This window comes from Vibrio sp. HI00D65 (assembly GCF_001635455.1).
Lineage (GTDB): Bacteria > Pseudomonadota > Gammaproteobacteria > Enterobacterales > Vibrionaceae > Vibrio.
The window spans coordinates 1-250 of sequence record NZ_LWEH01000383.1 but is presented as its reverse complement, the minus strand read 5'-3'; the positions used below and the strand labels follow the sequence as shown (position 1 = coordinate 250).

Here is a 250-nt window from a genome sequence, read left to right as displayed (position 1 = left end):
CAGGCGCTACAGGGATAAGGTGTGATAATGCAATTGGTAAGCTGATCCAAATGATGCCTTTGTTGTTTTGCTTTGAAAATTCGGTGATCTTGTTGAGCTCAGCATGGAATGAGTCAACATCATATGTGACTGTTGCTGGATTGATGATGATGCCGTTAAATTTATCGAGCGTAAATTCCACAGATGATCCTTTATGGTTTTGATTTATTAAATGTCGAGAATTTGGTCAGCTTATATCATCTTAGGTGTC

The 250-nt window shown here is 38.4% G+C and carries 1 pseudogene; it reads right to left on the bottom strand.

Annotated features, from left to right (window positions below):
• Positions 1–181: pseudogene (locus tag A3712_RS21420) on the bottom strand (DNA mismatch repair protein MutT); the annotation flags it as partial.
• Positions 182–250: the final 69 nt, after the last annotated feature.